This is a genomic window from Halolamina pelagica (assembly GCF_001307315.1).
GTDB lineage: Archaea > Halobacteriota > Halobacteria > Halobacteriales > Haloferacaceae > Halolamina > Halolamina pelagica_B.
In genome coordinates, this window is sequence record NZ_LGUC01000001.1 from 1,727,188 (window position 1) to 1,752,872 (window position 25,685).

Below are 25,685 nucleotides of genomic sequence, written 5' to 3' on the forward strand. Positions count from 1 at the left end.
GATCTGTGAGTCCTCCCGCGTGGAGCGGGACGTGCTGCTCTACGAGGATCGCTCGGGGCGGGCGGAACACGCTGCTGTACCGCGTCGACGGCGAGCCCGACGCGTTCGCCGGGATGCTCGAGGCGGCACCGGGGGTGCGCGAGTGGGAGTTCACGTCGACGGCGGACGGGACGTTCTACGCGTTCGTCGAGGAGGAGACGCCCGACGGCGACGAGGAGATCCTCGATGCGCTCTCCCGCACTGGTATCATGACCGTCCCGCCGATCGAGTTCGCGGCCGACCGGACGGCGACGTTCACGCTGATCGGCACGTCGGGGGCGATCCGGCCGGCGTTGGAGGAGTTACCCGACGAGATGGGGATGGACGTGATCCGGGTCGGGGAGTACGACCGCCGGCGGGAGCTGTTCGACTCGGGGCTGACGGGCCGCCAGCGTGAGGCGGTCGCCGCCGCGGTCGACGCCGGCTACTACGACAGTCCGCGGCGCGGATCGATCGATGACGTGGCGCGGACGCTCGACGTGGCGGCGTCGACGGCCGCCGAACACCTGCGGAAGGCCGAGAGCCGCGTGATGGCGACGGTGCTGGACATCGACGACTGATCCCCGGTGCCCTCAGCCCTCGTCGACGCCCGAGAACTCGAAACGGACGCCGCCGTCGTCGCTCTCGGTTAACTCGACGGCCCAGTCGTGGGCCTCGGCCACCTGTTCGACGATGGCGAGGCCGAACCCCGTCCCGTCGCTGGTGGTGTAGCCCGTCTCGAACACCGAGTCGCGGTGATTCCCCGGAATCCCGGGGCCGTCATCGGCGACGTAGAAGCCGTCGTCGAGATCGCCGACCGTGATGGTGACGTCGGAGCCGCCGTGCTCGACCGAGTTGCGAAAGAGGTTCTCGAACAGCTGGGCGAGGCGACTGCGGTCGGCCGAGACGCTGCCCGTGACCGCCAGTTGGAGGTGGGCGTCGTCGGTCGGGACGCTCGACCACGCGCGCTCGACTGCGTCCGCGAGATCGATCCTTTCGAGGTCGGTCGCGAGGTCACCCTCCTGGGCCAGGCTGAGGAGGCTGTCGATCAGCGCGTTCATGCGCTCGTGTGCGTCGGCGACGTGGTCGAGGTGCTCGCTGTCGCACTCCTCGGCGGCCAGGTCGACGCGACCCTGGGCGACGTTCAACGGGTTTCGCAGGTCGTGGGAGACGATCGACGCGAACCGCTCCAAGCGGCGTTCACGCTCCTTGCGCTCGCTTACGTCGCGGCTGATGACAGCAAACAGCGCCTCGTCGGCGGTGTCGATGCGCCGGATGTTGACCTCGACGGGGAACGTCGAGCCGTCGGCGCGCTCGTACTCGCTCTCGAGGCGGCGGCTGTCGCCAGGCTCCATCTGGTCCCAGACCTCTGCCGCCGACGCCGAGTCGATCGAGCAGTCGATCTCCCAGACCTTCATCCCGATCAGCTCCTCGCGGTCGTAGCCGGTTTTCTCACAGAGCCGTGCGTTGGGTTCGGCGATCGTGCCGTCGGCGTCGTGGAGGTTGATCATGTCCGGCGACTGCTCGAACAGCGCCTCGAGCCGTGCGCTGCTCTCCTGGAGCCGGCTCTCCCGACGCTCACGCTCGGTCACGTCGGTGATGAACCCCTCGATGCGGGTCAGGTCGCCGTCGTCGTCGTAGACGCCGCGGCCGCGCTCCCACATCCACCGCGTCTCGCCGTCGCGCGTACGGATCCGGTAGCTGAGTTCGAACCGGCCGCGCTCGTCGAGGGAGTCCTGAACGCGGGCCCAGGTCTCCTCGCGGTCGCCGGGGTGGATCACGTCCGAACCCCACTGCACGTCGCCGTGCTCCAGCGATTCGGCGTCGTAGCCCGTCATGGCGGCGACCTCGCCCTCGACGGCCTCCATCGGCCACTCGGGCTCGTTCCGGCAGCGGTACACCATCCCGGGGAGGTTGCTGATCAGCCGTTCGAGCCGGCGTGTTCGACGGGTCAACAGCGTCTCGGACCGGTACGCCTCGACGGCGTTCTCTATACGGTTCGCCAGCACCGCGTACTGGCCGCTGCCGCGTTCCTTCTGGAGGTAGTCGGTGACGCCGGCGGAGATGGCGTCGCTGGCGATCTCCTCGCTCCCCCTGCCCGTGTAGAGGATGAACGGCAGATCGGGGTACGTCTCGCGGACCGCTTCGAGCAGTTCGATCCCGTTTTTCTCGGGCATCTCGTAGTCGGAGACGACGCAGTCGATCCCGTTTTTCTCGGGCATCTCGTAGTCGGAGACGACGCAGTCGATCCCGTCGTCGAGGCGTTCGAGCGCGGCTTCGGCGCCGATCGCCGTCTCGACGGTGAACTGATCGTCCTCGCGCTGGAGATACGTCGCCGTTATCGTTGCGAGGTCGGGATCGTCGTCGACGAGGAGGACGCGGATCGGGGCGGGGAAGTCCTGCATCGCTGTACGCCGTCGTGGAGTGCCTCTGTCGGGAAAAAGGCGTGGATGGGCCGATCTGTCGGTGGTTCGTGGGTATTCGGCGGACCACACGACGCGCGCCCCCGGCCGAGTCAGCCGTCGCGAGCGAAACCGAGAATAGCGTGGTCGCTCCCGAATCGGTCGCAGGCGCTATTCGTCGTTTCCGGTCTTGATGTCCGCGCTCAGCCCCTGTGCCATCTCGATCTCCTTCGAGTTGTTCAGGGTCCAGGCGGTGCGCTCGGTGACGGCCTCGATGACCTCCCGGGCGCTCGGGTAGCCGTTGCCGGACTTCTTCACGCCGCCGAAGGGGAGCTGCACCTCGGCGCCGATGCAGGGGAGGTTGCCGTAGGCCAGCCCGACCTCCGCGTTGTCGCGGTAGTAGTTGATCTGGCGGTAGTCCTCCGAGATGATGGCGCCCGCGAGCCCGTACTCGGTGTCGTTGTGGATCTCGACGGCGTCCTCGATGTCGCCGCTGTACTCCAGCAGGGCGACGTGGGGCCCGAACACTTCCTCGTGGGTGCAGCGCAGATCGGCCTCGGCGTCGGCCTCGTAGACGAACGGCCCGACCCAGTGGCCGTCCTCGTGGCCCTCGGGGATCTCGTCGTCGTCGAGCTCCTCGCGGTCGACGAGCACGTTCACGTTCTCGTCTTTCGCGAGCTGGTTGTACCGGGAGACTTTCTCGACGTGCTCCTCCTCGATCAGCGGCCCCATGAACGTGTTCTCGTCCAGCGGGTCGCCAACGGCGACGCTCTTTGCGTTCTCGACGAAGCGCTCCTTGAACTCGTCGTACACGTCCTCGTGGACGATCAGGCGCTCGGAGGAGACACAGCGCTGGCCGGTCGTCTTGAAGCTCGACATGACCGCCGAGTGGACGGCAACGTCGAGGTCCGCCTCCTCGGTGATCACGATGCCGTTCTTGCCGCCCATCTCACACGCCGCGAGCTTGCCGGGCTCGCCGCCGACCTTGGAGGCGATCTCGTGACCGACCGCGGCGCTGCCGGTGAACAGCACGGTGTCGACGCGGCTGTCGTCGGTGATGGCCGCGCCGGCGTCGCCGAACCCCTGGACCATGTTGAACACGCCGTCGGGGATGCCAGCGTCCTCGAACATCTCGGCGATGATCTGGCCACACCACGGCGTCTGCTCGGCGGGCTTCCAGACGACGGTGTTGCCCTCGACCAGCGAGACGGCCATGTGCCAGAACGGGATGGCGACCGGGAAGTTCCACGGGGTGATACAGCCGACGACGCCTCGCGGCTTGCGCCGCATGTAGGCGTCCTTCGACGGAATCTCGGAGGGGACCACGTCGCCCTTGGGGTGGCGAGCGTCGCCCGCGGCCCACTCGACCATGTGCCAGGCCTCGGTCACGTCGGCTTTCCCTTCGGAGATCTCCTTCCCGCACTCCATGGAGACGATCTCGCCCAGCTCCTCGTGGCGGTCCTTGAGCTCGTGGTAGATGTCCCAGAGGTACTCCGCGCGGTCGATGTGGGAGAGCTCCTTCCACTCCTCGAAGGAGTCCTCGGCCGCCGCGAGGGCGGCGTCGACGTCGTCCTCGGTGCCGCGCTCGAACTCGCCGAGCGTCTCGCCGTTGGCGGGGTTCTGGCTCGTGAACGTCTCGCTGCCGGTGCCTTCGACCCACTCACCGTTGATGTAGTGCTGGTAGGGTTCGCTACTCATGTGTCCGAACAGTGGGAGCGTAGTCGTGATAAAGCCTGCCGGTCGCCGCTCACTGACCCTCCCGCTCGGCCTCGTCCGCACGGGTCTCGATCTCCCCTTTCAGCGCCGTGAGCGCGAACGTGTGGTCCGGACGGACGCTCACGAAATCGAGGAACTCCCGGGCCTCGAGCAGTGCTTTGGCGTCGTAGTGAGCCAGCGCGGCGTCGACGGCGTCTTTCGCGCCGATCAGCGGTTCCAGCGCCGCGAGCGCACACGCGAGGTCGTACGACCGCGCCGCCGCCATCGTCGCGCCGCCACCCTCGTCCTCGCGGACGTTCGTGGCGTCGATGACGTAGATCTCGCCGTCACCGGGAGCTCGGGGCTCCCGGTTGCCCGAGGACCGTCGCTCCTCGCTGTCGACCACCAGCACGTTCTCCGCCCGGAGGTCGCCGTGGGCGAGGCCGTGCTCGTGCATCCGGTGGAGCGCGCCGAACACCTCGGGGCGAGGCGTCGTTCGGCCGGCTCGTCGAGTTCGTCCAGCGTGTCGAACTCGGGCAGGTACTCCATCACTAGCACGCCCATCCCCTCGATCTCCAGCGCCTCGACCGGTTCGGGGCGTTCACGCCCACTTCCCGGAGCCGCTCGGTGGCCTCCAGTTCGTGCTGAGCCATCTGGTAGGGGGTGCCGTAGTGGCCGAAAAACCCCTCCGTCCCCGAGGAGAACGCGCCGAGGTTCCGCGTCGCGGTGAACAGCGCGTGGACAAGCGAGTTCTGTTCGGTCACCAGCTTCACGAAGTACTCGTCGTCGAGCACCAACGGCGTCGAGAGCCAGTTGTCGGCGTCCAGAAACCGGACGTGGACGCTCTCACGGTCGTAGCGCGCCGCGAGTTCGCGTACGACCGACTCGATCCGGGACCACTCCGGCTGGCCCCGGACGAGTTTCCGTAGTTCCATCACGTCGGTGTTGGGCGAGCGCGGGCTTAAACGACTAGGCCGGAGTACCGGCTCGGGATTTCTCACAGTCGGCACAGCGCAGAACGTTCGAACGGTGTGAACGTCCCGGCCAGCGTCGACTACTCGTCGAGCCGGGCGTCGATCGATCGCTGGACGAGCACGTGGACGTTGTACAGCAGGATCGCGACCGAGAGGAGCGTCGTCGCGAAATACACCACTAACGCGGGCGGCCCACCGAGACTCGTCCCCAGCACCCCGCCGGCGAGGCCGAGAACGGTGAGCTCCGCCCACGTCACGACGACGCGCGAGCCGAGGTTCGGCGACGCACGCCCCGAGGACGCACTCGCCTCAACCATACGTCTCCCCGCTCTCGATCGGGCCGCTGAACACCGAGTACAGCACGCCGAAGTACGAGAGCACGATCGGGAGCAGCAGCGCCATCATGATCGTCATGATGTTCAGGGGGAGCGTCGAGACGATCCCCTCCGTGACGGTCAGCCCCGTGGCGCGGTCGACGACCGGGAACATCGTGACCGCAATCACCGTGACGAGTCCGAACACGAGGCCGGCGGCCGACGCGAACGCGGCGAGATACTCGCCGCGGCGCGTGGCGACGACGTAGCCCGCGACCAGTACGGCCGAGAGCAGGACCAGCGCGATCACCGGCAGCGAGAGGAGCGCCGACTGAAGCGCCGGCGTCGTGACGTAGATGGCCACGAGCGTCAGCGCGACGAGGCCGAGATACGCCACCACCGCACGGATGCCGTACGCGCTGGCGTCGTCACGCAGCGAGCCGCGCGTTTTGAGCCCGAGGAAGGCGGCACCGTCCGCGACCGTGAGCGCGACGACGGCGAGGCCACCGAGCACCCCCGGAACCGAGACGATGCCGGGGACGCCGGTGAGCCAGTTGATCGCGAACATCCCTAGCAGGAACGGCGTCAGGGCGCTCCCGACGACGAACGCCCAGCCCCAGTAGCGCCGCCACTGCTCGTCCTCACGTTCCTCGTACATCTCCGGGGAGAGCCCGCGCAGGCCGAGCGCGGCGAGGATGGCGAACATCAGCAGGTAGTAGCGGCTGAACAGGTTGGCGTACACCTCGGGGAACGCCGCGAACAGCGCGCCGCCGAACACGACCAGCCACACCTCGTTGCCGTCCCAAAACGGCCCGATGGCGGCGAACAGCGTCTCCTTCTCGTGGTCGTCCTCGCGAGTCGCGAACAGGATCCCGATCCCGAAGTCGAACCCGTCGAGGAACAGGAACATCGCCAGTATGAAGAAGACGAGCCCGAACCAGATCTCCGGCAGCGGCAGGCCGAACAGCGTCGAGCTCGCGAGATCAGTCATCGACGCTCACCTCCGCCTCCGGCGGGGTGTCGGTGCCGGCGTCAGTTTCGACGGGTCCGCCCTCGATTTCGGGCGGGCCGTGCTGGATGATCCGGCGGATCACGTAGGTGTACAGCGCGAGCAGCAGGACGTAGCCGCCGACGAAGCCCGCGAGCGTGAACGTCGCCTCCGCCCCCGTCAGGCCCGGGGAGACGCTGTGCTCTGTGAGCATCACGTCCTGGATCACCCACGGCTGGCGGCCCACCTCCGTGACGATCCAGCCGGTTTCGACGGCGACGATGCCCAGCAGCGACGAGCCCATGAACGCCTTATGCAGCAGGTCGTCCTCGACGAGCTCCCCGCGGTACCACCGGTAGCTCGCCCAGAAAGCGAGGAGGATGAACCAGAACCCCAGCCCCACCATGATGCGGAACGCCCAGAACACCAGAGCAACCGGCGGCGCCTCAGTCTCGAAGGAGTTCAGCCCCTGGATCTCCGCCTGCGGGTCGCCGCCGCTTGCGAGCCACGACGCCCCGCCGGGGATCCCGATCCCGAGGAGCTCCTTCGCACGCGGATCGAGGATGTGAGAGAGGTCAGTCGGGAACGCGACGATGTACTCCGGAACGTACGTGTCGGTCTCCCAGAGCGCCTCCATCGCGGCGAACTTCTGTGGCTGGGTCTCGTACACGTGTCGCGCGTACAGGTCGCCGTGGATCACCTGCAGCGGCGCCGTGATCACCAGCGCGACGATGGCGATCTTCAGCGTCTTCACCCAGAAGGCGGCGTTCTCGACCTCGTCGCCGCGGACGTAGTGTTTGTAGACGAAGTAGGCGGCGACCCCGGCCATGAACAGCGCGACCGACTCCACGGCCGAGTTCTGCATGTGGAGGAACATGTACTGGAACCGTGGGTTGAAGTACGCCGCCAGGGGTCAGTCAGGTGGACCACCTGCTCGCCCCCCTCGCTGACGAGTTCGTACCCGCGTGGGGTCTGCATCCAGGAGTTCGCGATCAGGATCCAGACCGCCGAGAGCCAGGTGCCGAGCCCGACCAGAACGCTGGAGAGGAAGTAGAAGGCGTCGGAGACGCGATCCCGACCGTAGATGAAGATGCCCAGGAACGTTGCCTCGAGCATGAACGCCATCATCCCCTCCGTCGCCAGCGGCCCGCCGAACAGCTCGCCGGCGAACGTCGAGAACGCGGCGAAGTTCGTCCCGAACTCGAACTCGAGAACGAGCCCCGTCACGGTCCCGACCACGAAGCTCACCGCGAAGATCTTCACCCAGAACCGCCGGAGCTGCTCGTAGATCTCCTCACCCGTCCGGATCTCCTTCCACGTGAAGTAGATCAGGAACGGAGCCAGCCCCATGCTCATCACCGGGAACACGATGTGCACGATGGTGGTGACCGCGAACTGGAGCCGACTCGCGATGACCGGATCAACCATCGACGGCGCCCCCACGTTCGGGTTGACCGACGCCGGATCCCAGTGATGGGAACGGGACGGCTACCTGTCTAACGGTAGTTCGCTCGAGAGACATTACTCTATGTCGCATATAGGGCGAGAAACAGTTAACTTTGACTGGTACGATCATCGAAAATCGCCACCCGAGGGGTCATCGAAACGTCAGGACTACGGCCCGTCGATGACCCAGTTACGCACCGGCCTAACCCGCTTCAGGTGTGCAAACGGGCGGTAGGTTGATGGCGGTCCTGTCCATTCGTTTATACGAAATGGTCGTAATCCGGACGGACAATCTGACCAAGTACTACGGCGACGTTCGCGGTGTCGAGGATCTCTCCTTCTCGGTCGAGGCGGGCGAGGTGTTCGGCTTCCTCGGCCCCAACGGCGCCGGCAAGACGACGGCCATCCGAACCCTGCTGGGGTTCCAGTCACCGACAAGTGGCTCGGCGACGGTGCTGGACGCCGACGTGGCCGACGCCGCCGCGCTGCGGGACGCCCGCGCACGGGTGGGGTATCTCCCGAGCGAACCGGCGTTCGACGACCGGGTGACCGGGCGGCGCCTGCTCTCGTACCACGGCGCGCTCCGGGGCGACGTGCGCAGCGACGAACTGCTCGATATGTTCACTCCCCCGCTCGATCGCCCCGTTGGGGACTACTCGAGGGGGAACCGCCAGATGCTCGCCATCGTACTGGCGTTCATGCACGACCCCGACCTGCTGATCATGGACGAGCCGACCTCCGGGCTCGACCCGTTGAAACAGGAGACGTTCCTGGAGTTCGTCCGGACCGAACGCGAGCGGGGGACGACGTTTTTCTTCTCCTCACACGTCCTGAGCGAGGTTCGGAAAGTCTGTGACCGGGTGGGAATCATCCGGGACGGCCGGCTCGTGGAGGTCGCCTCGGTCGACTCGCTGCTCCATCGCAGCGGAAAACACGTCCGACTCACGCTCGGCGACAGCGTCGACGCCGACGCGTTCGACCTCCCCGGCGTTCACGACGTGACCGTCGGCGGCGGTGCCCGGCGCGAGCCGGCCGACCGCGGTGACGACGTGACCACCGTCTCGTTCACTTACACCGGGGCGTACGAGCCGTTGCTCCGACGCGTACTCGAGCACGATCTTCGCGACCTCTCCATCGAGGAGGCGCCGATTGAGGACGTGTTCATGCGGTTCTACGACGAGGCGGCCCAGGAGGCTGCTTCGGAGCCGGCGGCCGGCGGCGACGCCGCCGACGGGGAGGCCGAGGATGCTTGAGACGGTGCGCTACGAGGCCGAGAAGCGGCTGCTCGGCTCCCTCGCGCTCGCGGGCGGGTTGGCGGGGTTCGCGGCGATGATGACCCTCCTCGCTCCGAGCGTGCTAGGCGAGGTGGACGTGGCCGCCCTGGCCGAACAGCTCCCGCCGTCGTTCGTCGAGGCGTTCGACCTCGAACTCATGGGCTCGATCGAGGGCTTTCTCGCGATCGAACTGTACGAGTTCCTCTGGCTCGTCGGGCTCGGGGCCTACATCGCCTACAGCGCGGCCGGCACGCTCGCCGGCGATATCGAGACCGGACGGATCGACACACTGCTCGCGGCACCGATATCGCGGGAACGACTGGTGACGGAGACGTATCTCGGCTTGTTGCTACCGATCCTGCTCGCGAACGTCGCCGTGTTCACGACCGTGTTCGCTGGCACGCGGTTCGTCGGCGACCCGATCGCCGCCGTGGATCTCCTCGCCGTCCACGCGCTCTCGGTGCCGTACTTCTGTTGCTGTGCCGCCTTCGGCATGCTCGCCTCGGTCAGCGCGCCGGGCAGAGTCGTCGCCGAAGGCGTCGCCGCGGGCGGAGTCGTCGGCGCCTTCCTCCTCCAGACAGTGAGCGAGGCCGCCGGGCTCTCCTGGGTCGGTGCCGTGGCGCCGATGCGTTACTACGACCCGACGGCCGTCCTGACGGCGAGCGAGTACGACCTCGCGGGCGCCGGGATCCTGCTCGGGGCGGCGATCGTACTGCTCGCCGGTAGCGCCCTGTGGTTCCGGGAGGTGGATGTGTCGTGACTGGGCCCGCCGATCAGCGTCGCTCGACGACACTGGCCGTCGCGCGGTTCGAGGGGCGCAAGCGGCTCCGCACCACTGCAGTCGCCGCGGCGGTGCTCTCGGCGTACGGGATCCTGTTCGTCTGGGTGGGCCCGGATCTCGTCGGGGGTGAGGAGCTTCAGGTGCTACTCGACGCGATGCCGCCGGTGCTGGTCGAACTGCTCGGGTTCGAGAGTCTCGCGTCGCTTGCGGGGCTGCTCGCCGGGGAGTACTACACGTTCGGCTGGCTGGTCGGGCTCGCGGGCTACGTCGCCTACACCGCCGCCAGCGCCGTCGCCGGCGATATGGAGACCGGACGGATGGACACCCTGCTCGCGGCCCCAGTGTCACGGAGCGCCGTCCTCCTGGGGAGCTTCCTCGCGCTGTTGGTGCCGATCGTCGGCATCAACGCCATCACCGCCCCCGTGCTGTATCTCGCGACCGTCGCCGTCGGCGAACCGCTCTCGTTCGCCGACCTGCTGGCGCTGCACGCGCTCTCGGTGCCGTATCTCCTCTGCTGGGGCGCGGTCGGGCTCCTGCTCGGGGTGGTCGTCGGGCGCAGTCGGACCGCCGGCCGAGTCGCGCTGGCGCTCGTGTTCGCGTCGTGGCTCACCGAGTCGCTGCTGGACGTGAGCGACTACGCGTGGGCCGGCGCCGTCACGCCGACGCGGTATCTGGACACGTCAGCGGTGCTCGTCGACGGGCAGTACGACCTCGTCGGCGCAATACTGCTGCTCGCGGCGACCGTTCTTCTCGTGGCACTGAGCAGTCGCGCGTTCGCCCGGCGCGACCTCTAGCTCTCGGCGACGGCAGTCTGCTCGTCGCCGTACTTCTCGGTGAACTCGCCGATGAGGTTCCCCATCTTCGCGTACCAGTCGTTCAGCGTGCGCTGCATGTCCTGTGCGATCTTCTCGGCGTCGCGCGGGTGGTAGACGTGGTGGTACCCGCCCTGCTCGTAGTTCTCCTGCTCCTTCTGGATGAATCCAGCCGAGAGCAGTCGCTGAACCGATCGGTAGGCAGTGGACCGCTCGCGGTCGACGCCGTCGGCGATCTCGTCGACGGTCAGCCCCGCAGATCGGTCGTTCAGGAGCCGGAACACCTCCTTGTCGATCCGTTTCAGGTCGTGGAAACACTCCAGCAGCCCTTCACACTGCATATCTGACTGGAGCATTTCGCGCATGGAGTCGGCCATTATCTATCTGAACTATCGTGGCGCTGCTTCAAAAGTGTTTTGTGTGGTTACCACAATACTGCACATGGGAAGGGACGTGTCGCCTGCAGTATCCTCTCAGGGGCAGGTGAACACTCCGTAATCAGAGGCGGCTCGCGAGCGGTTGCAGCGGGCAGTCGGCGATTCCACGTTCGACTCCCGATCCGACGATCGGAAGCGTTCTACGGTGCGCGAACCACGAGGAGGAACGTCTCCGAGCGGTCCGCACCGAACTCGATCTCGAAGCCGCCGGCACGGAACTGCTCTTTGGCCTCCTCGAGGCTGAACCGCTCCGAAGCCGGTGGGCCTGCCTCACCGTCACCCGTGGCCGACCAGTCGGCGACGGCGACGCGCCCGCCGGTTTCGACGACGCGAGCGACCTCGCCGATCGCATTCTCCGTCGCGAACTCGTGGAACGTCATCGTCGAGAACGCACCGTCCAGCTCGCCGTCGGCGAACGGCAGATCCGCCACCTCGGCGGCGACGAGTTCGACGTTCTCGGGCGTCCCCTTCTCGCGGTAGTACTCGTGCATCTCCGCCTGAACGTCGACGCCGTACACTGTTTCGGCGTGGGCCGCCACGTCGTTGGTGTAGAACCCCGTCCCGCTGCCGAGATCGGCGAGTACGTCGGCCTCGTCGGCGCCGGCCGCCCAGACGAGCTCTTCGGCCGACACGAACCGATATCGTGAGGCGGGGTCGTCGAGCTTCTCCGCGTTCGCCGCATCGAACGTGTGGAATCCCATCGGTTTGACCTCGGATCGAACGGGGAAATGGATACCGTTCTCTGCGGAACGACAGGGGGACCCATCGCCGTTCCGGAGCCGACGACATGGAGTGATCGCCGGTGAGAAACCCGCCGGCTCAGTCGGCCGCGACTTCGTCGAACAGCGCCCCGACACGGCGCTCGATCTCGTCGCGAATCCGTGCGACCGTCGCCGGCGGTTGGTCGTCCGGATCGTCGAGGTCCCAGTCACGGCTCTCGCCGCCCCAGCCCGCAGGACAGACGTCCGCGGCCGAACAGCCCATCGTGATCACGTACTCGCTCTCCCGGAGATCGTCGACGCCGACCTCGCGAGGCGTCCGATCGGTGATGTCGATCCCGATGTCGTCCATGGCGTCGACGACCGCGGGGTGGACCTGGTCGGCGGGCCGGGTCCCGCCAGTCACGAGGGCGATCTCCCCACGGAGCCCCTGCCGTTCCCGCTCCCGTTGGGCGAAGGCGTACGCCATCTGGGACCGCCCGGCGTTCTGGACGCAGACGAAGGCGATCGTGGTCGTGTCGGCTGGCTCGTCGGTCATTGTGGATCAGTCCCCCGTAATCGGGGAGCTAACGCCACTACTTCCCGGGAACAGTCGGTCTTTCGTCGCCAGTGCGACCCGCACGAGCGCGAGCATCACCGGCACCTCGATCAGCGGGCCGACCACGGTCGCGAGCGCGACGTTGCTCCCGACGCCGAAGACGGCGACGGCGACCGCGATCGCGAGTTCGAAGTTGTTCGAGGAGGCGGTGAACGCGACACTGACGCTCTCGGTGTAGGAGAAGCCCAGCGCCGCGCTGACGCCGTAGGCCAGCGCCCACAGCCCGGCAAAGAAGATGAGGAGTGGGACCGCGATCAGCACGATCTGCCCCGGGTTGGCGACGATGTAGTCGCCTTTCAGTGCGAACATCACGACGACGGTGAACAGCAGGCCCAACAGCCCGAACGGGCTGATCCGCGGGATCACCCGGCCGTAGTAGGCCTGCCGGCCGATCGTTCGGAACGCCGCCTTCTGGGTGAGGTAGCCAAGCAGCAGCGGCAGCCCGAGGAACACGCCGACCATCTGGGCGATCAGCGACATCGACACGTCGACGGCCGTGCCGCGCATCACCGTCAGAAAGAGGAACGCGTAGGGGACGAACAGCGCGATCTGGAGCAGGCTGTTGACGCCGACACAGACCGCACAGAGCTCCTGGTTCCCCGCGGCGAGTTCGTTCCAGATCAGCACCATCGCGATGCAGGGCGCGATCCCGACCAGGATCAGCCCCGTGACGAACCCCGGCCGCCCGCCGAGGAACGTCGTCGCGAGCCCGTACATCACGAACGGCGCGATCAGCCAGTTGAACGCGAGCGTGAGGGCGATCTCCGAGCGCGCGGTCCGCGTAACCGTCGGGACCCGGCCGTAGTCGATCTCGGCCATGATCGGGAAGATCATCACGAACAGCCCCACCGCGATGGGGAGACTCGTGCCGTGCCACGTCACGGCGTTCAGCGCGTCGACAAAGCTGGGCGCGAACCGCCCGAGCCCGACGCCCAGCACCATCGCCAGCCCGATCCAGACAGTCAAGTAGCGGTCGAGAACCCCCAGCGAGTCGCTCACGACTCCGCCTCCCCGTCCGCGACCGCGAGCAGGTCGTCGGCGAGCGCGGTGCTGTCGTAGTAACGCCAGTTCCCCTCCTTCCGGCGGGTGGCGAGCCCGGCGTCGACGAGGTCGGACAGCGCGTGGCTGACCGCGCTCCCGCTCACGTCGACGACGGGCTCCAGCTCACAGACACAGAGTTCGCCGTCGGCGGCCGACAGGATGCGGGTCAGGCGGTTGCGCGTCTCGTTCCCCAGTGCGGCGAAGGCCTCGCGGGTCGCGTCGTCGGTCGAGGCGGACGCCGCGAGGCCGTCGAGTTCGGCGAGACGCTCCTCTACGTCGGCGTCACAGCACTCGCCGACCTCGTCGGCGATCCGCCGCCGGAGCCGCTGATCAGTGTCGCTCATCGACCGCTGTTTGAGAGAGTATTCAGATAGGTGTTTCGGTATGAACAGCTGTTCAGATAGCTATCGGCCGACTCCCGGCGTCACAGTCGTCGATCGCGGATGGGAATGTCGTTGGGGTTGGTTGGCCAACAGTCATAGTCGTCGGGGTGATAGGCAGCGACAACTACAGCGTTTAACACCTCGCCCCTGGAGGGAAACGTATCGGGATGCCCGCTATACAAACTCACGAGCTCTCCAAGCGATACGGCGACGTGACCGCCGTCGACCGCGTCGACCTCACGGTGGACGAAGGCGAGATATTCGGCTTCTTGGGCCACAACGGCGCCGGGAAGTCGACGGTAATCAACATGCTGTTGGACTTCGCGCGGCCGACGGAGGGCCAGGTCGAAGTGTTTGGGATGGACTGTCGCGAGCACAGCGTCGCCGTCCGGGAACGCATGGGGGTGCTCCCGGAGGGGTACGACGTGTACGACCGGCTGACGGGGCGCCAACATCTCCAGTTCGCGGCGGAGTCCAAAGGCGTCGAGATCGAGCCGATGTCGATCGCCGAACGCGTCGGCATCCGTGACGCCGTGGACCGGAGAGCCGGCGACTACTCGAAGGGGATGGCCCAGCGGCTGGTGCTCGGGATGGCGCTGATCGGGGACCCGGACCTGCTGATCCTCGACGAACCGACCTCGGGCCTGGATCCCGGAGGCGCCCGGCGGATGCGCGAGATCATCCACGAGGAGAACGAGCGCGGCGCGACGGTGTTCTTCTCCAGCCACATCCTCGAACAGATCGAGGCGGTCTGTGATCGCGTCGGAATCATGCACGAGGGGCGCCTCCAGGCGGTCGACACTATCGACGCCCTCCGGGAGTCCGCCGCGGGCGGGACCAAGCTCCAGATCAGCGTCGACGACCCGAGCGAGACCCACCTCGACACCATCGAGGCCGTCGACGGCGTCGATTCGGCGTGGATCGAGGACGAGACGTTCGCGGTCACCTGTCCGAGCGACGTGAAGATGGACGTGCTGGTCGCGCTCGACGCGGCGGGCGTCGACGTACTCGACTTCTCGACGGAGGAGCCGTCGCTCGAGGACCTCTTCGTCGAGTACACCCGTGAGGGAGGGCAGTGAGTTGGACCGTCGTTGCCCGGAAGGAGCTTCGGGACGTGTGGGGATCACGGCGCACGCGCTGGCTCCTCGGCGCCGTCGCGTTCGCCTTCATCGCCGGGGGTACGCCATCGTGCTCTCGGGGTTTCCAGAGCCCTCGAGCGCCGACTACGCCTCGTACATGGTCGGCGTCGTCGCGCTGCTGGTGCCGCTGGTGGGGCTGTTGCTCGGTCACCGCACCATCGTCGGCGAACGCGCCTCGGGCGAGATGACGCTGCTGCTCTCCCTGCCGTACGACCGGCTGGACGTGGTGGTCGGGAAGTTCCTCGCCCGGGCGATCGCACTCGGCACCGCGGTGGCGGTCGGTATCCTCGGCGGCGCCGCGCTGGTGAACTACCCGTTCGGGAGCTTCGAGGCCGGCACCGTCGCGGCGTACACGCTCGGGACGGTGCTGTACGGTGCGGCGTTCGTCGGCGTCGGGCTGGCGGTGTCGACGGCGACGACCTCGACGGCGGTCGCCAGCAGCGCCGCATTCGGGGTGTTCTTCCTGTTCGTGGTAGTCTGGTCGCAGCTCCGCGGGTGTTCGTCGCCGCGCTCGGCTATCTCGGGCTGGCCGACGGGCGGCTGCCGACCTGGGCGCTGTTCCTCTACGGCGCCGAGCCGGGGATGCTGTACCGCCGGCTCGTGGACGGCTTCTTCGCTGGCGTGGAGCAGGGACCGTATCTCGGGCCGGAGGCCCCGTGGTTCCTCGGGGAGTGGGTCGCCGCAGCCCTGCTCGTCGTCTGGGCGCTCGGTCCCGCGACGCTCGGCTACCTCCGCTTTCGCTCGACCGACCTATGACCCGGAACAGTGACAGCGAGCGGACGGGGGCGAACCGATGAGTTGGCGCGCCATCGCCCGGAACGATCTCCGGGGCGCGCTCGCGACTCGCGGGGTCTGGGCACTGACGGCTGGCCTGCTCGCGTTGTTCGCGGGGCTGGGGTACGCCGTCCCGCGACTCGCGGGATCGTCGGACGTGCCGTTCTCGGTGTACCTCGAACTGCTCGTAACCGTCGTCGTGCCGCTGTTCCCACTGGTCGGTCTGGTTCTCGGGTACCGCGCGGTCGCCGCCGGCCGCGACTCGGGAACTGCGGCGTTGGCGCTCTCGCTTCCGAACTCCCGGCGCGATCTGGTGCTCGGGAAGTTCCTCGGCCGTGCGGGAGCGCTGGCCGGCGCGCTCGCGGTCGCGGGCCTGCTCGGAGGCGGCTACCTCTTCGTCGGCTACGGCGACTTCGCGGCGGGGGACTACGCCATCGTGCTCCTGTCGACGTTCGGCTACACGCTGGCGTTTCTCGGTATCGCAATCGGCCTGTCGGCCGGGCTGGCCAGCGTTCGACGCGTCATCAGCGCCACCTTCGGGGTGTACGCGCTGCTGGCGATGCTCTGGCGGACCGTCGTGGACGTGATGATGCTGGTACTGTTCCGGTTCCGGCGACCGATGGAGTCGCCGACGTGGGTGGAGTTCGCGCGGTTCGTCGAACCCGGCACGAGCCTCCAGTACCTGCTCGGCACCGAGTTCGACATCGGTACCGCGCCGCCCGAGGCAGTCGTGGGGACAGAGCCGTTCGTCTCCACGGCGGGCACGGTGACGGTGCTACTGGCGTGGACCGTCGTTCCGGTCGTGCTGGGGTACGTGCGCCTGAAGCGCAGCGAGCTCTGAGCCGACGAGTCAGACTCGCTCGAAGCGGTGCCGGACGATCTCGCTGTCGTCGTCCCACTCGAACTCGTCGTGGGACATCCGGAGGATCTGCTTGTAGTGGTCGAGGTCGCGTGCGCCCTCGGCGCGGGCGTCCTCGTCGGTCAGATCGCCGAGCGTGCGCTCGGCCACCTCGACGACCTCGAACTGCTCCCCGTCGATGTCGAACCGATCCCCTTCCGCGGCGTAGCGCTGGCCACGGTGGATCTGGGTCACCTCACCGTCGAGTGCCTGTTCACGCATCCGTTCGCTCGGCAGCAGTGTGTCAGCGTGAGCGTCGCTCATCGACCTGAACTGGGCCCCCAACGCGTAAATAGCTCCGGACACCGGACTGCCGCGCTCGCGCGACGCCCCCCACTCGGGCGGGGGACGTAAGCCGCTCCAGCCCCTACCGTCGGTATGGCCGAAACGTCCGAGAAGCCGCACCGACTCGAAACCGGCGACGACCTCGACGCGCTCGTGGCGGACCACGACGTCGTGCTCGTAGATTTCTACACCAAGGGCTGTCCCGTGTGTCAGTCGATCGAGCCGATGGTCGGGAACGTCGCCCGCGCGACGACCGCGACGGTGGGGATGCTGAACCCCCAGACCGAACTGGGCCTCGTCGAGGAGTACGACATCCAGGGCGTCCCCACGCTACTGCTGTTCGAGGACGGCGAGATCGCCGGCCGGATGGCCAGCGGCTTCGAGGGCACCGAGTCGATCGTCGGGTTCGTGACCGAGAACAGCTCCGCAGAACGGCGGTGAGTCGTCGGACCCACCGCGGGATTCATGCACGCGGATCACTTACGTCAACCATGGACGAAACCGGGGTGACAGCCAGCTATCCCTGCTGATCGTGCCGTCGTCGCCAAGCGCGTCGACGAAGGCGAGGCCGACCTCGAGGAGATCACGGAGCTGACCCGCGCCGCCGACTACGAGGTCGTCGGCGAACTCACCCAGCGGCGCACACAGGACGCCGCCTACCACTTCGGCGAGGGGAAGGTCGACGAACTGGCCGCCCTCGTTCGGGCGACCGACGCCGACACTGTCGTCGTCGACAACGAGATGGGCCCGTTCCAGACGTACAACGTGGGCCAGAAGCTCCCCGAGGGCGTCGACGTGCTCGATCGCTTCACGCTCATCCTCGAAGTGTTCGGCCAGCGCGCCCAGACGCGCAAAGCCCAACTCCAGGTCGAACTCGCGGAACTGCGCTACGAACTACCGCGGGCCGAAGCCAAAGCCAGCCTCGCCAAGCGCGACGAGCGCCCCGGCTTCATGGGGCTGGGCGAGTACGACGAGTCGCGCGAGCAGGACATCAAAAACCGCATCTCCCGAATCTCGGAGGAGCTCGATCGGATCGCCGAGAAAGAGGAGAAGCGCCGGGCCCAGCGCCGCGACCAGGGGTTCGACCTCGTGGCGCTGGCGGGCTACACCAACGCGGGCAAGTCGACGCTGCTGCGCCGACTCGCCTCGGAGTTGGATGTCGACGAGAACGAGGACCGACACCCGGACCTCGACGAGACCGCGGAGTCCGAAGACCGGCTGTTCACCACCCTCGGTACCACCACCCGCAAGGCCGACACCGGCACGCGCGAGGTGCTGCTGACCGACACCGTGGGGTTCGTCTCCGACCTGCCCCACTGGCTGGTGGAGTCGTTCAAGTCGACGCTCGACTCCGTCTACCACGCCGACCTCGTGTTGCTGGTCGTCGACGCGTCCGAGCCGGTCGAGGAGATGCGCCAGAAGCTCGTCACCTCCCACGACACGCTGTCGGACCGCAACGAGGCGCCGATCGTCACGGTGTTCAACAAGGCCGACAAGCTGACCGACCCCGAGATCGAGCGCCGGACGCGCGCGCTCTCGGCGCTGGCGCCGAACCCCGTGATCGTCTCGGGCAAGACCGGCGAGCACGTCGACGCGCTCCGCGAGCGCGTCGAGCGCGAACTGCCGGACTGGGAGCAGGAGCGCCTGCTCCTCCCGGTCAGCGACGAGGCGATGAGCGTCGTCTCCTGGATCCACGACAACGGCAACGTCCACGAGGAGTCCTACGGCGACGAGCAGGTCGTCGTGGAGTTCGAGGCGCCGCCGGCCGTGGTGTCGAAGGCGCGCTCGAAAGCCGCGGAACTGGAGCCGCCGACCGCCGAGGCCGGCGAGGCCTGACCGCTCGGGCGCGCCGTTTCTCTCCCGAGGACGATACGAGGCACCGATAGCCGCAGGGTGGATCCGAGTCACTCGTCGATTCCGTAGTTTGACGTTCTGGCTGCTCGAACCGCAAGTCGATGGTCGACCCACTCACCGACCCGCTCACCGAGGTCCTCGTACATCTCCTCGTCGGCGTCGCACTCGGCGCACTCGTGGGGCTGGAACGGGAGCAGAGCGAGTCGGGAGGGACGTTCGCGGGGAGTCGGACGTTCCCCCTGTTCGCGCTTTACGGCGGACTCGTCAGCGGCTTCTTCCCGAGGCTGCTGCCGATCGCGCTCGGCCTCCTCGTCGTCCCGCTCACCGTCGCCTACGCCGGGAAGGTCTGGCAGGAGGGGACCTCGGGCTGACAACTCTGATGGCCGCGCTGCTCACCGCGGTACTGGGTGCTACTGCGATGCACTCCGACTCGGGGGCGATCACCGCGATAATCGGCGGCGGCGCCGTCACGGTGCTCCTCTCGGTCAAGGAGCAGCTCCACGAGTTCGCCGACCAGTTCGACGAGACCGAACGCCTGGCGTCGATGAAGTTCGTCCTCGTGGTCTTGGTCGTTCTCCCGGCGCTTCCGGGGCGGTCACTCGACGTCCTCTACGGACTGAACCCGCGGTTCATCTGGCTGATGGTCGTGTTCGTCACCGGACTGGGGTTCGTCGCGTACGTGCTCGGACGGTTCCTCGGGCCGACACGGAGCATCGCGGTTACCGGGATCGTCGGCGGCTTCGTCTCCTCGACGGCGACGACGGTCTCGATGGCGGGGAAGGCGACACAGAACGAGGGACTGTATCACGTCTGTGCGTTCGCGGTCGTGGTCGCGTCCATCGTGATGTTCCCACGGGCGCTCGTCGAGGTTGCGGTCGTCAACCCGCGTCTGCTCTCGAGTGTCGCGGTTCCGTTGGGAGTGATGACGTTCGTTGGGGTCGTCGCCGCGGGAGCGTTGTACTGGCACACGAGAACCGACGAGACGGTCGAACCCGACGAGCTGCGGAACCCGTTCCGACTTCGGCCGGCGCTTCTCTTCGGCGCGATCTTCGCCGTCGTGCTCCTCGTTTCCGAATCCGCACACGAGTGGTTCGGGACGTCGGGCATCTACGCCACGGCGTTTCTCTCCGGGCTGGCGGACGTCGACGCGATGACGATCACGTTGAGTAAACTCGCTGCCGACGGAACGATCTCGACACGTGTCGCCACCACGGGGATCGTCATCGCCGCAACTGCGAACACGTTTCTCAAGGCGGCGTTGGCGTGGGCTCTCGGTACCGACCGGCTGGGTCGGCTCGTCTCCCTGGTCCTCGGTGTGGTCGTCGCGAGTGGACTCGTTCTCGTCGCCGTGTAGCGTCCCCGCAGGCTTCAATACGGTCCGAGTGGGGCCCGACGACTACCCCGACGGCTCCCGTTTCTCCTTGCTCACCACTTCGACGCCCGAGATCTGCGTCCCGGGGTAGCCGCTGGCTTCGACCGCGTCGCGCTCCTCGACGACCTCCTTCTCCGCCGCCTTCACCATGTCCCAGACGACGCCGAGCCCGGTCGTCACGCCCTGGATCGCCTCCATCTCGCAGCCGGTCTTGCCGGTCGTTTCGACGGCGACTTCGAGTTCGATCCGGTCGGCTTCGACCGTGAACTCGGTGTCGACGTTCGTGATCGGGATCTGGTGGCACATCGGGACCGTCTCCCAGGTGTGCTTGACGGCCTGGATCGCGCCGATGCGGCCGGTCGCGAGCACGTCACCCTTCCCGATCTCGTCGGCGCGGACGGCGTCGATCGTGGACTCGGTCAGGTGTATCTCGCCACGCGCGACCGCGCGACGGCCCGTGTCTGGTTTCTCGCCCACGTCGACCATCTGTACGTCGCCGCTCTCGGTGGTGTGGGTCAGTTCGGTGTCGGAACCGGCGCCGGTGGCGCCACCGGCGTCGTCGGGATCGGCGTTCTCACTCATCGGTTCCTCCCTCGAGCGCCAGCGGGATGGTCTCTTGGAGTTCCGTCGCGCGCAGGCCGTCGCCGCGATCCAGCAGTTCCGCGGCGCGACCGTTGACGTAGCTGCCCACGCAGGCGGCTTCGAACGGCTCCGCCCGGGCGAGCAGCGCGGCGACGACGCCCGCCAGCGTGTCGCCGGTGCCACCGACGGTCATCCCGGGCGTCCCAGCGCCGCAGCGCCGGTGGGTCTCGCCGTCGGTGATCACGTCGACGGCGCCTTTCGCGAGGATCGTGTGCCCGAGATCGGCGGCGAGCTCACGGATCTCGTCGGCCTGGGCGACGAGGTCGTCGGTTTCGGGGCCGCCGAGCGCCGCCAACTCGGAGCGGTTCGGCGTGAGCACCAACTCCGCGTCGGTGTCGACCGCCGGCACCAGCGCCAGCGCGTCGGCGTCGACGACCGCGGTCCCCGAGAACGCCGCGAGGAACTGCTCGGCGGCCGCTTCGGTCTCCGGATGGCGACCCAGTCCCGGCCCGAGAATCACGATGTCGTCGTGAGCCTCGGCCGTCTCGACCAGGTCCGGGACGTGCTCGGGCGCGAGGTGGTCGGCTTCGCTCTCGTCGCCGGCGCCGCCGTAGGGCTGCACGATCAAGTCCTCGGAGTAGCCCGCGATCGGGTCGAACACCGACTGCGGGCAGGCGACGAACGCGAGGTCCGCGCCGGCCGACAGCGACGCCCCGGCGGCGAGCGCTGGCGCGCCGGTGTAGGGGCCGCCGCCGATCACGAACGTCCGGCCGCTGTCGCCTTTGCGGTCGCCGCCGGCGCCCAGAACCGCGAGATCACCCGGCCCGACTGCCCCTTCCGCGTCGGCCGGGATCCCGATGTCGGCGACGGTCACGTCCGAGTGGTCGGCGAGCCCGGGCTTCAGGTCGTGGAACGTGACGACGTGTTCCGCCTCGACGGCGCCAGCGGCGGCCGCCCCGGTGTCGGGATCGACCCCGGAGGGCACGTCGACCGCGAGTACGGGCGCTTCGGCGTCGGTGATGGCCTGGGCGACAGTCGCTTCCGGTTCACGGAGGTCGCCCGTGATCCCCGTTCCCAGCATCGCGTCGACGATCAGGTCCGGATCGTCGAGAGCAAACCCGCGGGAGTCCGTCACCAGCGCTGCCGCCGTCGCTCCAGCCTCGAGCACGTCCCAGTTCGCGCGGGCGATCTCGGTGGTGATGCTCTCCGGGCGCCCCAGGAGCTGGACCGTCACGTCCCGATCGTCGAGGAACCGGGCCGCCACGAGGCCGTCACCGCCGTTGTTCCCGCGTCCGCAGATCAGCGCCACGCGGTCGCCGCGGCTCGTGAGTTCGCGAACCCGTCGGGCGACAGCGTTGCCCGAGGACTCCATCAACGCCCGGAGCGGCACGCCGAGCGCCGCGGCGTTGCGGTCGACCGCGGCCATGCGCCTGCTCGTGATCATACATCCGGCTTCGGCGTGGGCCGGATTAAGGGTGTGGGCAACGCCGGAACGCATACCGGGCCGGCCGCCCGAGGCCAGGTGTGAAGCAGTTCCCGCCGCTGCCGGTCATCGACGACGATGCGGCGCCGACGTTCGAGGGGCATCTCTGGCTGCTGGAAGTTGTCGAAGGGACGCCGCTCCGGTTCCAACTGCAGCAGTCCGGCGCGATCCGCTTCGGCGGCGCCCACGGGACGTGGGCCGACGATGCCATCCCTCGCCCCTGCCGGCGTGCAGTTCGGCACGTCCGGGAGCGACTCGACCGCCGGGCGCTGCGGCGTGCCGTCGACGACGTGACGGCGCTGACGTTTCTGGGGCGGGCGACCCACCGGGAGCGGATCGACTACGACTGGGAGCGCCTGCCGCCGTTTCTGGGGCGGACGTGTGGTCGAGCGACGCCGACGCGTTTCGCCCGCCATCGGCGAGCGAGGCCATCTACGACCGGCTCGGTCTCGACCCGTACAACCCGATCGCACAGGAGGTCAAGGGCCGCGACTTCGACCCGACTGCGTACGACCGTCCGGCGTCAGCGTGGTACGACGGCCCAGTGGCGGCGGTAGAAGTTCGCGACAAGCGCGGGAACCGTGGACTGCTCGAACATTCTGAAAGTTCTGTACAGTCCAGCGGTGTGGTCGACGCGACGGACGCCGAATCGCTGGCCGAGGCGGTTGCGACGGCGCAGCGCTTCGAACGAGTCGTGGCACGGCTGCGAGATCGCGGTCGGCAACCGACCGTCGACGAACTGCGGGAGCGCGTGCTGGAAGACGTCTACCGTGAGGACCACGGCCGGCTGTTCGACCGGGAGCAGCCGATCGACGAGTCGGCGTTCCGCGCGGCCGTCGCGACGCACGCTCAGCGGTTCCTCCGTGAGTGACGAGCCGCCGCGTCAGGCGCCGTCCCACACGACCGCTGTGGGGTCCGTCGTCGAGACGAGCCGCTCGATGTCCGGGGCAGCGAGCGCCTCGCCGTACAGGCGGGCGTCGTAGAGCCGCCCCTCGTACGTCGGGTCGTGGACGCCGGTGTCCCTGTCGCGGTAGTGATACCCCAGCGCGGCGCCGATCTCGGCGACGTGCAGCGGGTAGCCGTCCTCGGTCTCGTCGACGAGTTCGCCGTCGAGGTACAGCCGGGCGACCGACTCGTCGTACGTGTACGCGACGTGCTGCCACCGGCCCTCCACCAGGCTACTGAGCGGGACGGCGGTGAAGGCACGCTGCTCGGCGTTATCGGGGTCGTACACGGTGCCGTGAAGTTTGCCCCGGCGGAGCGCGACGGCGAGGTAGTCCCACTTCAGCAGGATCTGCCACCCGCCGCCGAGATCAGTCGGCCGCATCCAGAACGCGACCGTGCAGGCGTCCTCGGTACCGTAAGCGGGCGTCCGGAGCTTCCCACCGTCGATCGCGTAACCGCTCGCGAGTAGCGCCTCCGCCGGCCCGTCGGGCTCGCCGGAGTCGGCGGCGACCGCCGAGGTCTCGCCGAACGGCGGCGTGGCGTCGCCGATGCCGCCGAACCGGGCGTCGGCGTCGAGTTCGCGAACCTGCTCCTGATGGTCCGTCGCGTCGCGCCGAATCGCCCTGAAGCGCTCCGTGGCCCACGCGGCCGCCGCGCCGTCGTTTCGGAGGACAGCGTGGAGTCGGCCGTCGTCGTAGGTGAGCAGGAACGCCTCCCGTTCGTCGCCGGCCCGACAGATGGCGAGCGCGTACTCCGGAACGCTGCCGACCGAGACCCTCCCGTTCTCGCCCAGCGCGACCGCCCGGAGCCACCCGGGAAACGTCGACGACAGCGTCTCGAACAGCGACGGCGAGACGACCAAGTCGGTGTCGCCGCCGTCGTTTGCCCGCTCGTAGAGCGTCTCGAGCTGCTCCGGACGGGCGATCTGTGAAGCCACCGCCTGGACCTCGTCGGCGGTCCGAAGCGCCGAGCCCAGTGCCGCGAGCAGCCGCATGCCGTCGGCCGCGGCGACCAGCGATACGTCCGCGCCGCGGAGGAACTCGACGGCCACATCGCTCTCCTTCCACAGCGGCGTCAGCGCCGGCGCCGCCGTCGCGATGGCGTCGGCGTCGCGCTCGAACTCGCGGGAGCACTGGAGGGCGAGCACGCCCACGAGCGTGGTTTCGTAGCCGCCGCTGACCTGGCGGACCATCTCGTTGTCGATCAGTTCCTCGATCGCGCGGTCGATGGTCGAGCGCGATGCAGCAACCCGATCCAACAGGTCCCGCTTGGCGAGTGGGCCGTCCCGGAGGTAGTCGAGGATCGTCGACCGACGCTGTGCGATGTGGAGTATCGTCATGTGGAGCGAAACCGAGCGAACGAACCCGCGTCGCGAAGACCGATAAACCCGTTGACAGCGCCGGCCGTTCACGCGGTGACGAACTTCGCCACACGATGGGGTAACGAGGTTGAGTCACTGACCTCGGTACGTCGCCGTAGGGAGGTGGGGACCGGCGACGTGCAACCCGACGGACCACCGTCGCCGCGGCTGTGCTGCAGCCCGCGTCGACGACGAGTTTTCCACGTTCCGACCGCTGGGTACTGGTCAGACTTCCACGACCGGGTTCACCAGCTCGCCGATGCCTTCGATGTCGATCCGCACGGTGTCCCCTGGCTGGAGTGTGAACGCCTCGTCGGGGACGAGCGAGGTGCCAGTGAGCAGTACGCCCATCTCCGGCACCGCGTTGTGCGCCCGCCAGTATCCGACGAGCTCCTCGCAGGTGCGGGCCATCTCGGCGGTCGAGGTCGCGTCGTCGAACACCGTCTCGCCGTCGCGCTCGATCCGCATCGACATCCCGAGATCGTGGGGGTCGTCGACCCCGCCGGCACCGACGACGCAGGGACCGAGCGCACAGCAGCGGTCGTACACCTTCGCCTGCGGGAGGTACAGCGGGTTCTCGCCCTCGATAGCGCGGCTGCTCACGTCGTTGCCGACCGTGTAGCCGACGATCTCGCCGTCGTACAGCACCAGCCCGAGTTCGGGTTCGGGGACGTTCCAGTCCGAGTCCCCCTGACGCCGACGGCTTCCCGTGGTCCGACGGTCCGGCTCGGGGTGGCCTTGAAGAAGATCTCCGGCCGCTCGGCGTCGTACACGTCGAGGTACACGTCCGCCATCCCGCTCTCCGCCTCGCGAGCCTGCTCGCTGATCTCGTAGGTCACGCCCGCGGCCCACACTTCTTCGGCCCGAACCGGGCGTTCGAGGTCGACGATGGAGAACTCGACGACGGGGGCGTCGTCGAGCAGGTCGGCGGCCAGCGAATCGACGCGAGCGCCGGCCACGTCGGCGGCCGCGGCGAGATCGCGGAACGACCGCAGTCGGGGCTTGACCGCGGTGAGGTCGTGGGCGCGGTCGCGGGCGACGACGAGCAGGTGCGCGTCGCCGTTGCGTTCGGTGCGGTAGTAGCGCATGCGAGACCTGCGGTCCGTGGTGG

Annotated in this window: 25 protein-coding genes and 4 pseudogenes; 12 read left to right on the top strand and 17 right to left on the bottom strand. The window is 68.1% G+C overall.

All coding sequences use genetic code 11. From position 1 onward, the window contains the following. Positions 1-5 precede the first annotated feature (5 nt). A complete protein-coding gene (locus SY89_RS19080) occupies positions 6-599 on the top strand; it encodes a helix-turn-helix domain-containing protein (protein ID WP_080506656.1) in 594 nt (197 codons plus the stop codon). A gap of 12 nt (positions 600-611) precedes the next feature. Here the strand turns inward: SY89_RS19080 and SY89_RS09070 are convergent, their stop codons facing one another. From SY89_RS09070 to SY89_RS09095, 6 genes and pseudogenes are all read right to left on the bottom strand, one after another. Then, positions 612-2,423: a hybrid sensor histidine kinase/response regulator gene (locus tag SY89_RS09070; RefSeq protein WP_054583976.1), complete on the bottom strand. Its 1,812-nt coding sequence runs from the start codon at positions 2,421-2,423 to the stop codon at positions 612-614. 168 nt (positions 2,424-2,591) lie between these two features. Further along, positions 2,592-4,118: an aldehyde dehydrogenase family protein gene (locus SY89_RS09075; RefSeq protein ID WP_054583977.1), complete on the bottom strand. Its 1,527-nt coding sequence runs from the start codon at positions 4,116-4,118 to the stop codon at positions 2,592-2,594. A 49-nt stretch (positions 4,119-4,167) separates the two neighbouring features. Continuing rightward, a pseudogene (locus tag SY89_RS09080) lies at positions 4,168-5,050 on the bottom strand (RIO1 family regulatory kinase/ATPase domain-containing protein). Between the two features lie 119 nt (positions 5,051-5,169). After that, positions 5,170-5,406: a hypothetical protein gene (locus SY89_RS09085; RefSeq protein WP_054583978.1), complete on the bottom strand. Its 237-nt coding sequence runs from the start codon at positions 5,404-5,406 to the stop codon at positions 5,170-5,172. Continuing rightward, positions 5,399-6,394 carry a cytochrome d ubiquinol oxidase subunit II gene (gene cydB, locus SY89_RS09090; RefSeq protein ID WP_054583979.1) on the bottom strand — a complete coding sequence of 332 codons (996 nt, stop codon included), beginning with the start codon at positions 6,392-6,394 and terminating at the stop codon, positions 5,399-5,401. Before cydB ends, SY89_RS09085 begins: the two co-directional genes overlap by 8 nt. After that, positions 6,387-7,819 (bottom strand): annotated as a pseudogene (locus SY89_RS09095) (cytochrome ubiquinol oxidase subunit I). Before SY89_RS09095 ends, cydB begins: the two are co-directional and overlap by 8 nt. A gap of 287 nt (positions 7,820-8,106) precedes the next feature. On the opposite strand from SY89_RS09095, the gene SY89_RS09100 reads away from it, so the two are divergent. Genes SY89_RS09100 through SY89_RS09110 form a run of 3 tightly spaced genes read left to right on the top strand, consistent with a single transcriptional unit; the run spans position 8,107 to position 10,686 of the window. Then, positions 8,107-9,090 (top strand): ABC transporter ATP-binding protein, encoded by a 984-nt coding sequence (locus SY89_RS09100; protein WP_054583980.1) that lies wholly within the window; start codon positions 8,107-8,109, stop codon positions 9,088-9,090. Then, positions 9,083-9,871: an ABC transporter permease subunit gene (locus SY89_RS09105; RefSeq protein WP_054583981.1), complete on the top strand. Its 789-nt coding sequence runs from the start codon at positions 9,083-9,085 to the stop codon at positions 9,869-9,871. Before SY89_RS09100 ends, SY89_RS09105 begins: the two co-directional genes overlap by 8 nt. Next, positions 9,868-10,686: an ABC transporter permease subunit gene (locus SY89_RS09110; RefSeq protein ID WP_054583982.1), complete on the top strand. Its 819-nt coding sequence runs from the start codon at positions 9,868-9,870 to the stop codon at positions 10,684-10,686. The genes SY89_RS09105 and SY89_RS09110 overlap by 4 nt, the downstream gene beginning before the upstream one ends. Here the strand turns inward: SY89_RS09110 and SY89_RS09115 are convergent. The 5 genes from SY89_RS09115 to SY89_RS09135 form a co-directional block, all read right to left on the bottom strand. Then, positions 10,683-11,081 carry a helix-turn-helix domain-containing protein gene (locus tag SY89_RS09115; protein ID WP_054583983.1) on the bottom strand — a complete coding sequence of 133 codons (399 nt, stop codon included), beginning with the start codon at positions 11,079-11,081 and terminating at the stop codon, positions 10,683-10,685. The two genes, SY89_RS09110 and SY89_RS09115, sit on opposite strands and share 4 nt — an antisense overlap. Positions 11,082-11,281: 200 nt before the next feature. Next, positions 11,282-11,842 (bottom strand): class I SAM-dependent methyltransferase, encoded by a 561-nt coding sequence (locus SY89_RS09120; protein WP_054583984.1) that lies wholly within the window; start codon positions 11,840-11,842, stop codon positions 11,282-11,284. Between the two features lie 118 nt (positions 11,843-11,960). Then, positions 11,961-12,398: an arsenate reductase/protein-tyrosine-phosphatase family protein gene (locus SY89_RS09125; protein WP_054583985.1), complete on the bottom strand. Its 438-nt coding sequence runs from the start codon at positions 12,396-12,398 to the stop codon at positions 11,961-11,963. Positions 12,399-12,404: 6 nt separating this feature from the next. Continuing rightward, the gene (gene arsB, locus SY89_RS09130) at positions 12,405-13,457 is read right to left on the bottom strand and encodes an ACR3 family arsenite efflux transporter (protein ID WP_054583986.1); all 1,053 of its coding nucleotides are present in this window, start codon (positions 13,455-13,457) and stop codon (positions 12,405-12,407) included. Continuing rightward, positions 13,454-13,843, bottom strand: a complete 390-nt coding sequence (locus SY89_RS09135) for an ArsR/SmtB family transcription factor (protein WP_054583987.1) — start codon at positions 13,841-13,843, stop codon at positions 13,454-13,456. Before SY89_RS09135 ends, arsB begins: the two co-directional genes overlap by 4 nt. A gap of 206 nt (positions 13,844-14,049) precedes the next feature. Here SY89_RS09135 and SY89_RS09140 point away from each other — a divergent pair, with 206 nt between their 5' ends. The 3 genes from SY89_RS09140 to SY89_RS09150 all read left to right on the top strand — a co-directional run bounded on the left by SY89_RS09140 (position 14,050) and on the right by SY89_RS09150 (position 16,636). Further along, positions 14,050-14,961: an ABC transporter ATP-binding protein gene (locus tag SY89_RS09140; protein WP_054583988.1), complete on the top strand. Its 912-nt coding sequence runs from the start codon at positions 14,050-14,052 to the stop codon at positions 14,959-14,961. A gap of 109 nt (positions 14,962-15,070) precedes the next feature. Next, a complete protein-coding gene (locus tag SY89_RS09145) occupies positions 15,071-15,790 on the top strand; it encodes an ABC transporter permease (protein ID WP_054583989.1) in 720 nt (239 codons plus the stop codon). A gap of 24 nt (positions 15,791-15,814) precedes the next feature. After that, positions 15,815-16,636 (top strand): ABC transporter permease, encoded by an 822-nt coding sequence (locus SY89_RS09150; RefSeq protein WP_054583990.1) that lies wholly within the window; start codon positions 15,815-15,817, stop codon positions 16,634-16,636. A gap of 9 nt (positions 16,637-16,645) precedes the next feature. Here SY89_RS09150 and SY89_RS09155 read toward each other — a convergent pair whose 3' ends face one another. After that, the gene (locus SY89_RS09155; RefSeq protein WP_054583991.1) at positions 16,646-16,957 is read right to left on the bottom strand and encodes an ASCH domain-containing protein; all 312 of its coding nucleotides are present in this window, start codon (positions 16,955-16,957) and stop codon (positions 16,646-16,648) included. A gap of 114 nt (positions 16,958-17,071) precedes the next feature. On the opposite strand from SY89_RS09155, the gene SY89_RS09160 reads away from it, so the two are divergent. Beyond that, positions 17,072-17,419, top strand: coding sequence for a thioredoxin family protein (locus tag SY89_RS09160; protein WP_054583992.1), 348 nt, complete (start codon positions 17,072-17,074; stop codon positions 17,417-17,419). A gap of 39 nt (positions 17,420-17,458) precedes the next feature. On the opposite strand, the gene SY89_RS18465 is transcribed toward SY89_RS09160, so the two are convergent. After that, positions 17,459-17,641, bottom strand: a complete 183-nt coding sequence (locus SY89_RS18465; protein ID WP_239685573.1) for a hypothetical protein — start codon at positions 17,639-17,641, stop codon at positions 17,459-17,461. Between SY89_RS18465 and hflX the strand changes: the two genes are divergently transcribed. Further along, on the top strand, positions 17,561-18,814 hold the full coding sequence (gene hflX / locus SY89_RS09165; RefSeq protein ID WP_239685656.1) for a GTPase HflX: 1,254 nt from the start codon (positions 17,561-17,563) through the stop codon (positions 18,812-18,814). The two genes, SY89_RS18465 and hflX, sit on opposite strands and share 81 nt — an antisense overlap. 119 nt (positions 18,815-18,933) lie before the next feature. After that, positions 18,934-20,186, top strand: a pseudogene (locus tag SY89_RS09170) (MgtC/SapB family protein). Between the two features lie 42 nt (positions 20,187-20,228). On the opposite strand, the gene moaC reads toward SY89_RS09170, so the two are convergent. Together moaC and SY89_RS09180 are read right to left on the bottom strand one after the other, a co-directional pair. Further along, on the bottom strand, positions 20,229-20,786 hold the full coding sequence (moaC, locus tag SY89_RS09175; protein ID WP_054583994.1) for a cyclic pyranopterin monophosphate synthase MoaC: 558 nt from the start codon (positions 20,784-20,786) through the stop codon (positions 20,229-20,231). Continuing rightward, positions 20,779-22,230 carry a bifunctional ADP-dependent NAD(P)H-hydrate dehydratase/NAD(P)H-hydrate epimerase gene (locus SY89_RS09180; protein WP_054583995.1) on the bottom strand — a complete coding sequence of 484 codons (1,452 nt, stop codon included), beginning with the start codon at positions 22,228-22,230 and terminating at the stop codon, positions 20,779-20,781. The genes moaC and SY89_RS09180 overlap by 8 nt, the downstream gene beginning before the upstream one ends. 80 nt (positions 22,231-22,310) lie before the next feature. On the opposite strand from SY89_RS09180, the gene SY89_RS18475 reads away from it, so the two are divergent. Continuing rightward, complete coding sequence (locus tag SY89_RS18475) at positions 22,311-22,826, top strand: hypothetical protein (RefSeq protein ID WP_239685576.1); 516 nt, start codon at positions 22,311-22,313, stop codon at positions 22,824-22,826. Between the two features lie 68 nt (positions 22,827-22,894). Beyond that, entirely contained in the window at positions 22,895-23,140 is a 246-nt protein-coding gene (locus tag SY89_RS18480; protein WP_239685577.1) for a hypothetical protein, read from the top strand. A gap of 12 nt (positions 23,141-23,152) precedes the next feature. On the opposite strand, the gene SY89_RS09190 is transcribed toward SY89_RS18480, so the two are convergent. Together SY89_RS09190 and SY89_RS09195 are read right to left on the bottom strand one after the other, a co-directional pair. Next, a complete protein-coding gene (locus tag SY89_RS09190) occupies positions 23,153-24,553 on the bottom strand; it encodes a LamG domain-containing protein (protein ID WP_054583996.1) in 1,401 nt (466 codons plus the stop codon). A 246-nt stretch (positions 24,554-24,799) separates the two neighbouring features. Then, positions 24,800-25,662: pseudogene (locus tag SY89_RS09195) on the bottom strand (fumarylacetoacetate hydrolase family protein). Between the last annotated feature and the right edge of the window lie 23 nt (positions 25,663-25,685).

Bases quoted from the DNA above. Each gene is read 5' to 3' on its own strand.
- SY89_RS09070 (WP_054583976.1), bottom strand. From the start codon at position 2,423: ATGCAGGACTTCCCCGCCCCGATCCGCGTCCTCCTCGTCGACGACGAT.
- SY89_RS09075 (WP_054583977.1), bottom strand. From the start codon at position 4,118: ATGAGTAGCGAACCCTACCAGCACTACATCAACGGTGAGTGGGTCGAA.
- SY89_RS09085 (WP_054583978.1), bottom strand. From the start codon at position 5,406: ATGGTTGAGGCGAGTGCGTCCTCGGGGCGTGCGTCGCCGAACCTCGGC.
- cydB (WP_054583979.1), bottom strand. From the start codon at position 6,394: ATGACTGATCTCGCGAGCTCGACGCTGTTCGGCCTGCCGCTGCCGGAG.
- SY89_RS09100 (WP_054583980.1), top strand. From the start codon at position 8,107: ATGGTCGTAATCCGGACGGACAATCTGACCAAGTACTACGGCGACGTT.
- SY89_RS09105 (WP_054583981.1), top strand. From the start codon at position 9,083: ATGCTTGAGACGGTGCGCTACGAGGCCGAGAAGCGGCTGCTCGGCTCC.
- SY89_RS09115 (WP_054583983.1), bottom strand. From the start codon at position 11,081: ATGGCCGACTCCATGCGCGAAATGCTCCAGTCAGATATGCAGTGTGAA.
- SY89_RS09120 (WP_054583984.1), bottom strand. From the start codon at position 11,842: ATGGGATTCCACACGTTCGATGCGGCGAACGCGGAGAAGCTCGACGAC.
- SY89_RS09125 (WP_054583985.1), bottom strand. From the start codon at position 12,398: ATGACCGACGAGCCAGCCGACACGACCACGATCGCCTTCGTCTGCGTC.
- SY89_RS09135 (WP_054583987.1), bottom strand. From the start codon at position 13,843: ATGAGCGACACTGATCAGCGGCTCCGGCGGCGGATCGCCGACGAGGTC.
- SY89_RS09140 (WP_054583988.1), top strand. From the start codon at position 14,050: ATGCCCGCTATACAAACTCACGAGCTCTCCAAGCGATACGGCGACGTG.
- SY89_RS09150 (WP_054583990.1), top strand. From the start codon at position 15,815: ATGAGTTGGCGCGCCATCGCCCGGAACGATCTCCGGGGCGCGCTCGCG.
- SY89_RS09155 (WP_054583991.1), bottom strand. From the start codon at position 16,957: ATGAGCGACGCTCACGCTGACACACTGCTGCCGAGCGAACGGATGCGT.
- SY89_RS09160 (WP_054583992.1), top strand. From the start codon at position 17,072: ATGGCCGAAACGTCCGAGAAGCCGCACCGACTCGAAACCGGCGACGAC.
- moaC (WP_054583994.1), bottom strand. From the start codon at position 20,786: ATGAGTGAGAACGCCGATCCCGACGACGCCGGTGGCGCCACCGGCGCC.
- SY89_RS09180 (WP_054583995.1), bottom strand. From the start codon at position 22,230: ATGATCACGAGCAGGCGCATGGCCGCGGTCGACCGCAACGCCGCGGCG.
- SY89_RS09190 (WP_054583996.1), bottom strand. From the start codon at position 24,553: ATGACGATACTCCACATCGCACAGCGTCGGTCGACGATCCTCGACTAC.